Genomic DNA, 6,486 nt, shown 5'->3' with positions numbered 1-6,486 from the left:
TTTCCGAATGCGGCAATGCGGAATCCGGCTGTCATAAGTTCCTCTCGGATGATCTTGGCAAGCGCAATGGACCAAGGCGTATCGCTATGGAGACAGATACTGTCAGCTTGGATTGGCACAGTGACATCATCGATACTGTCGGCCGAACCGGCGATAAGCTGACGGAGTTGCCGAGACACCGCTTCTTGGCTAGTTAGAACCGCGCCCGGTTCTGAACGCGGTACCAAGCTCCCGTCAGCTCGGTACGCCCGGTCGGCAAAGGCTTCCTGGATGACCGTGAGACCTGCAGATCGAGCCGTATGGACGAGGACAGAACCAGCTAACGCGTAGAGCAACAGCTTCGAGTCACATTTCAGTACAGCCCGCACGATGGCCTGAGCAATGGAGTGCTCTTTTGCAGCTGTGTTGTACAGAGCGCCGTGTGGTTTGACGTGTGTTAGTGTAAGCCCGTCCTGCCTGATCATCTCCGCAAGGATACCGATCTGGTTCACTACCAACGATTCAATCTCTTCTGGAGCGAGCGAAAGCGGGATGCGCCCGAAATGTTCGCGGTCTGGAAAGCTCGGATGGGCACCAATTGCCACACCGTAATGCGCGGCGAGCCGTGCGGTACGTTGCATGAGGGCAGGTGATCCGGCGTGAGCGCCGCAGGCGATGTTGACTGACGTGATGAACGGCATAAGCTCGGCATCGAGAGCCAACCCCTCCGCGCTCTCGCGTTCGCCCATGTCACTGTTGAGATCAATGTGTTTCAGCATGGCCTGCAAGCAGGAGACGATCGAACGCTTGTGCGGTGATCGGCTCGAATTTGACCGTGTCGCCCGGGTTGAACAGAAACGGGACGCTATTGCCTGGTCGATATAGTTGGATCGGTGTACGACCAATGAGACGCCATCCGGCCGGTGTGGTGCTCGGGTAGATACCAGTCTGGTTGTCGGCAATCCCAACCGAGCCGGCCGGTACGGTGAGGCGTGGTGTGGCAAGACGGGGCATAGCGATTCGTTCGTGTACGATTCCCAAATATGGAAAGCCGGGGCTGAAACCTAACATATAGACTCGGTACTGAACCGAGCAGTGCAATCGAATAGTATCGGCTAATGACAGTTTGGCAAAATCCGCGACAGCTTCGAGATCTGGCCCCCATTCGCCTCCATAAAGAATTGGAATCTGATGAGTTCTTCCACCGACTGTGGCCTGTCGAATCATTTGTTTTGAGACCTTGCGCAATCTGTTGCTGAGAGTCGTGACGTGAAGAAGCAGTGGATCGATATGTATTGTTACCGATCGATAGGTAGGCACAACGTCGAGCACGCCATGCCAGTTTGCTCTGCGTACGACATCGGCGAAAGCGACGACCTGTTCATTCAAGCTTGGATCGATAACATTCCCAAATTCAGCCGTGATTGCGGTATCCCCAAGAAGTAGGAGCCGGAACACAGATTTGCGTTTTGAAAGCGAGTCAGGCATGTATCGGTTCTTGAATCGACTTCCGGTTGCGTCGCACCCTACCTCGTTTGGCCTGGCTCCTAAAGACTTCTGGTTCCAGAATCATTCGACAATCAGGGTTCCGGTCATATTCGCATGACCCTTTCGCCGGCAAATGTATAAGTAGGTGCCTGGTGGCGGTGCCACGACGAATTGAAGCGATTTTCCTGGCGATAATACAAAACCAGAAGACTTTGAATCCGCCGCCCGAATAGGTTTTGGGGCATAGAACAAGATCGGGCTGTCGAACTCGTGGACCTCACGACCTGAATTGTAAATCGTGAGTATGATCGGGGCTAAGGAATTCACCCGAATAATGTCGGGAGCAAAACGGAAATCCTCCGCTGCGATCGTGACAGTTTGACTATCTTCACAACCTGCCAAGACCACGGCAAGCAATAGATATGGCAACGTTCTAGCCGATTGCGGTTCACGAATAATTCGGAGCATTCCCCTTCTTCCATTTAATACTGCAGCCTATACTCGGGCGTTGCGTTCCTTCTATCTGCTTGCCGGTGAGGAGAGCCTCAATCGCTGCACGTAGATCACGGCCCGTTACAGGTTTATTGTTGCCGGGTCGGCTGTCGTCGAGTTGCCCTCTATAGGCCAAGCGGCGTTCTTTGTCGAACAGATAGAAGTCTGGTGTGCAGGCTGCCTTGTAGGCTTTCGCAACATCCTGGGTCTCATCGAAGCACAATGGAAACCGGAAATTCAACTGTTCGGCCATCTCTTTGAGACGATCCGGGGCATCGTCTGGATAAGTCAGAGGATCGTTGCTACTGATGGCGACGATTCCGATGTCTCGTTCCGCATAGTCGGCACCGAGTTTTGCAATCCCGTTCTGGATGTGTATGACATAAGGGCAGTGGCGGCAGATAAACATGATTAACAGCGCCGATTTACCGGCGAACGACTCGAGTGTGATGGTGCGTCCGCTCACGACATCTTTAAGTGAAAACGTCGGAGCTGGCGTTCCCAGCTGGAGCATTGTTGACTCCACAGCCATGATGCCTCCTTTTGTTTTACAGTTGGGCCGTTGTAAAAATGCCGGAGCGCGATGGCTGCGTCAAGGGGATGGCATATATATACGTCGACTGGATTCTGTGTACAATGCGGTACATTCATCATCGAGGTCCAACATGCAATATGTGCATCTCGGTCGTTCAGGCCTCCAAGTAAGTCGACTAGCTCTCGGGACGATGAATTTCGGGCCGGAGACAACCGAGCGCGAGAGTTTTTCAATGATGGATCGCGCCTTGGAGCTTGGGATTAACTTTTTCGATACCGCGAACGTTTACGGCTGGAAGAAAGGCGAGGGCTTGACGGAACAGATTGTCGGCCGTTGGCTTTCCCAAGGCGAGCGACGGCGGGAAAAAGTCGTATTGGCGACCAAAGTATTCGGCCGGATGGGCGATTGGCCAAACGAGTCGCGCCTATCTGCCCTCCACATTAAACGAGCCTGCGAGGAGAGTCTTCGCAGACTGAAGACCGATTACATCGATCTTTATCAAATGCACCACATAGACCGAGAAACCCCATGGGAAGAAATCTGGCAAGCGATGGAGCAATTGGTGCGGGAAGGAAAGGTGATCTATGTCGGCAGCAGTAATTTCGCTGGTTGGCATCTTGCGCAGGCCCAGGAGATTGCCCGTTGTCGAAATTTTTTGGGGCTTGTATCGGAGCAGAGCCTTTACAACTTAAATAATCGGACGGTCGAATTGGAAGTGATTCCCGCCTGTCAATCGTATGGAATTGGGTTGATTCCGTGGAGCCCGCTTGGACGTGGGTTGTTGGCTGGAGCTCCGGAGTCCGCCACTGTGGGACGGCGGACAGCGGAGGATGTAAAAACAGATATGCAAAAGTATCGGCCGCGCCTAGAGGCCTATGACGTGCTCTGTCGAGAACTCGGCGAACATCCAGCCAGCGTCGCATTAGCGTGGTTGCTCCACCAGCCATCAGTCAGCGCTCCTGTAATCGGCCCCCGCACGATGGAGCAGTTGAATGCTTCGGTTCGCTCGATGAGACTCGCGTTGAATCAAGAGACCTTGAAACGGCTGGATGAAATTTTTCCCGGTCCAGGAGGAACGTCTCCTGAAGCCTACGCGTGGTAGATACTTCAATTGGCGGGAAAGAATTCAAGGAGAAATGACATGAAAAATGTGGAAATGAAAGTTGAAGGAACGAAATTAACGATCACGGTCGATTTGGAGAAAGAATTCGGACCGTCAGCTTCGGGTAAAACGATCATTATCGCCTCGACGGAAGGAAACGTGACGATTCCCGATCGACAGGAAAAAGTCGGGCTCAACGTGTATCGCAAGAAATGAATCATCGCGTTCTGCTTGCATTTTTTTCGGCTGCTCTCGTGTATCACAGCGTCAATTCCGGTGATTGAAAATCAGGATGGAGAAACTCCGCTCTGGGATTGCAGTCAGGCAATATGATCCCTACAAAGGCTTATACCTGTGGATATTCCTCGATAATCGATTCATATTGACCAGTCGTTGGCGGCATTTTTATAAGCCTAATACCCTTCTCTCAGAAATGTGGAGGAATCGAATTGATAGTTGCACTGTCCCCTATTAGTTGTGGTAAAGAGGTTGCGCTCCCTATGCCTAATTAATAGGCAATCTGCTCAACTTATGCATGAATCACTACAGTGCTCAGAACCAGCCTGTGGTTGCGCACAGGGTTATCCACAGAAAATGGGGATGGCTAAAACAGGTTAGCCGATCAATAGAGCCACGCGCTATAGCAAGGAAGGTGAGGGCTCTGTAAAAACGTTTTGACATTCTGATTGGAATCTGTAAAATGGCACAAATTTTTACCGCTATACATATTCTTTCCTGTTTCATCCGTAATACATCCCGCGTATCAAGAGTTTTAGACGGTATCCACGCTTGGTAGGGAGGCAGCTGCTCAGCTGTGACCTGCATGTCTCGTGGGACAGTCGGGACACGACCACAATGTGTACTGGGGACCCCAGCCTGTCCCACATGCGAAGAAACGGGAATGGAGTCCAACGGAGGGTTTTTGACCTGTGCAACTTGCGGGTTGGCTATCACACAGCAGGCGCTGTTGCATGAAGTCCTCGAGCGATTACTTCCCAGCGAGGAATAGGCGTTGAAACCCGAACAAATCGGACTCTATACCGGTGTCACTGTGCTGTTAGTCGGGATTTTCCTGATTGATATCTGGCTTGCCTTAGGTTTTACCCCCTGGCTCCTGTACATCATTCCTCTGGGATTGACTTACTGGGCAGCCCATCTTTCTGCTCCGCTCGTCGTAACCGCCCTTTGCACGGCATTGATCTTCATCGGCTACGAACTCTCGCCTCCTCTAGTTCCGCACGATGTCGCCCTGGCAAATCGTTTTTTCGGTGCAGCAACGTTTTGGGTGCTGGGTATCTTGATTTCCGGATACAAATTACTGGGGGCGCGCCTTGCCAAGCTGAACGATGAATTACGGGGAGAATTGATGGAAAGAACCAAGGATCTGGGACGTGCTGTTCGAGTGCTCAGGGTGGTGTCGGAACAGGAGAGTACCCCCTCATACCAACGCTCAGGTGTTGAAACAGAATTTGCCCGCCAGGTGACAGACGTATTCGCCGCTGAGAGCCGCCGGCTTCAACAAAAGGTGCTTTATTTGGTCAAAGAGGAGCGCCCGGTCGCGCAAGGGGAAGTCGATCTTGAGGAATCACGGCGTGAACTCGAACAGTTGGGTAAACAATTAGAACAACTGCAGCGCGATCTTTTACATCCGTGAAAGTGCTCGATATTGCCTGGCTCCTGTTGAACTTCCCAGTGTGGTCAAGGGCTGAACTCCATAAAGTACTGCTTCGGCAGGAAGTCGTGATCCTTGACCATGCTATAGCCAGCTTCTGACATTTCACGCAATACTGTGTCTTGTGGTATGAGGTGTTGTTTTGAAAATCCAAGCTCACCAGACCGATCGTCGTGGTAAAAGTCAACGATGGCGATACGTCCTCCTGGCTTGAGTGCGGTCTGAAGTTTGCGAAAGTACATCGGTCGGTTTTGTATATGGTGGTAGGTGTTGCAGACGAACACTAGATCCACCGATTGGACTGGGAGTTTCGGATCGTCGGCCTCCGCCTGAACGAATTGAGCTCTATAGGGCTGCTGTAGACGGTCGAGCGATGCCTGAATGAATTCCAGCGCCCGCGGTTCCACATCGACAACGTAGACCATACCTGTTTTGGTCACGGCCTGAACAAACCGTCTGGTAAAGTATCCGGAGCCTGCCCCGAGATCGGCTATATGCATACCTGGCTTCAGAGCTAATGCGGCAATCACCTCAGCCGGTTTCTGATCGATGTCTCGTTCGGGGCGATCAAGCCGATCGAGATACTCCATCACGTTCGGCACGCGGTCTTCGTTGTGAGCATGCTGAGCCGAGGAGGGAAGTTCCGCGAGTAGTGTGCTCCCCACGGCCATCGCCAGTATGGTCATGGGCAGCGCAACGAATCGTTTAATTAGCAAGTCAGACCGCATTGTCGAGTCCCCCCCGTCATGCATGATTCAGTCCTCTTGGCAGTGAAACAGAGATGCAGAAGCAATATATTTTTTAGTCATCTTAGTTACGGCTGTTTTCGTATACAAGAGGCAAGTATTAAGTGTTGGCTAACTACATTAGATTGCTTGACTGACAGGAAGGGGGAGGCCTATCGTAGTTCTGTGGGAGGAGTTAACGCCCCGAGGGAATATGGTTCATCAGGAGGTCGAGTGCTGAGGATGGTGTGCAGGACCAGCTTGTACTGGGAAGCCTAAAGTCCTCCCGGGATCTCCGCCGTACCTAATCGTCCTCGGTTAGGTGCGTGCTCCTCCCACCCTAATTTAATTCCATAGCCTATCGGTCACTTTACCCACCTTGAGTCATTTCAATTCCTACTTGAGTGGCAAGAACATTGCCTGCCGCGCAAGATTTATGGTACCAAGACGGATCATGATTCATTTTGTTGAGAGGGTGAATGTCGAAGAAGAA

8 protein-coding genes are annotated in these 6,486 nt (G+C 51.9%); 3 read left to right on the top strand and 5 right to left on the bottom strand.

The genetic code is table 11. The features are described 5' to 3' along the window. The 4 genes from ACWVCN_RS06480 to ACWVCN_RS06465 form a co-directional block, all read right to left on the bottom strand. The coding region (locus tag ACWVCN_RS06480) for a LamB/YcsF family protein (protein WP_455244742.1) at positions 1-758 on the bottom strand (758 nt) is incomplete at its 3' end. Then, entirely contained in the window at positions 742-1,467 is a 726-nt protein-coding gene (gene pxpB / locus ACWVCN_RS06475; RefSeq protein ID WP_455244741.1) for a 5-oxoprolinase subunit PxpB, read from the bottom strand. The genes ACWVCN_RS06480 and pxpB, both read right to left, overlap by 17 nt. A gap of 81 nt (positions 1,468-1,548) precedes the next feature. Beyond that, a complete protein-coding gene (locus tag ACWVCN_RS06470) occupies positions 1,549-1,935 on the bottom strand; it encodes a cupredoxin domain-containing protein (RefSeq protein WP_455244740.1) in 387 nt (128 codons plus the stop codon). Next, entirely contained in the window at positions 1,916-2,494 is a 579-nt protein-coding gene (locus ACWVCN_RS06465; RefSeq protein WP_455244743.1) for a thioredoxin family protein, read from the bottom strand. Before ACWVCN_RS06465 ends, ACWVCN_RS06470 begins: the two co-directional genes overlap by 20 nt. Before the next feature lie 130 nt (positions 2,495-2,624). Here ACWVCN_RS06465 and ACWVCN_RS06460 point away from each other — a divergent pair, with 130 nt between their 5' ends. The 3 genes from ACWVCN_RS06460 to ACWVCN_RS06450 all read left to right on the top strand — a co-directional run bounded on the left by ACWVCN_RS06460 (position 2,625) and on the right by ACWVCN_RS06450 (position 5,250). After that, positions 2,625-3,596 (top strand): aldo/keto reductase, encoded by a 972-nt coding sequence (locus ACWVCN_RS06460; protein WP_455244739.1) that lies wholly within the window; start codon positions 2,625-2,627, stop codon positions 3,594-3,596. A gap of 39 nt (positions 3,597-3,635) precedes the next feature. Beyond that, a complete protein-coding gene (locus ACWVCN_RS06455; RefSeq protein WP_455244738.1) occupies positions 3,636-3,812 on the top strand; it encodes a hypothetical protein in 177 nt (58 codons plus the stop codon). 796 nt (positions 3,813-4,608) lie between these two features. Next, on the top strand, positions 4,609-5,250 hold the full coding sequence (locus ACWVCN_RS06450) for a hypothetical protein (RefSeq protein ID WP_455244737.1): 642 nt from the start codon (positions 4,609-4,611) through the stop codon (positions 5,248-5,250). Between the two features lie 44 nt (positions 5,251-5,294). Here ACWVCN_RS06450 and ACWVCN_RS06445 read toward each other — a convergent pair whose 3' ends face one another. After that, the gene (locus ACWVCN_RS06445; protein ID WP_455244736.1) at positions 5,295-6,020 is read right to left on the bottom strand and encodes a class I SAM-dependent methyltransferase; all 726 of its coding nucleotides are present in this window, start codon (positions 6,018-6,020) and stop codon (positions 5,295-5,297) included. Between the last annotated feature and the right edge of the window lie 466 nt (positions 6,021-6,486).

This window comes from Petrachloros mirabilis (genome assembly GCF_975968855.1).
The sequence above is the reverse complement of the archived record's forward strand: the minus strand, read 5'-3'. Positions and strand labels throughout refer to the sequence as shown.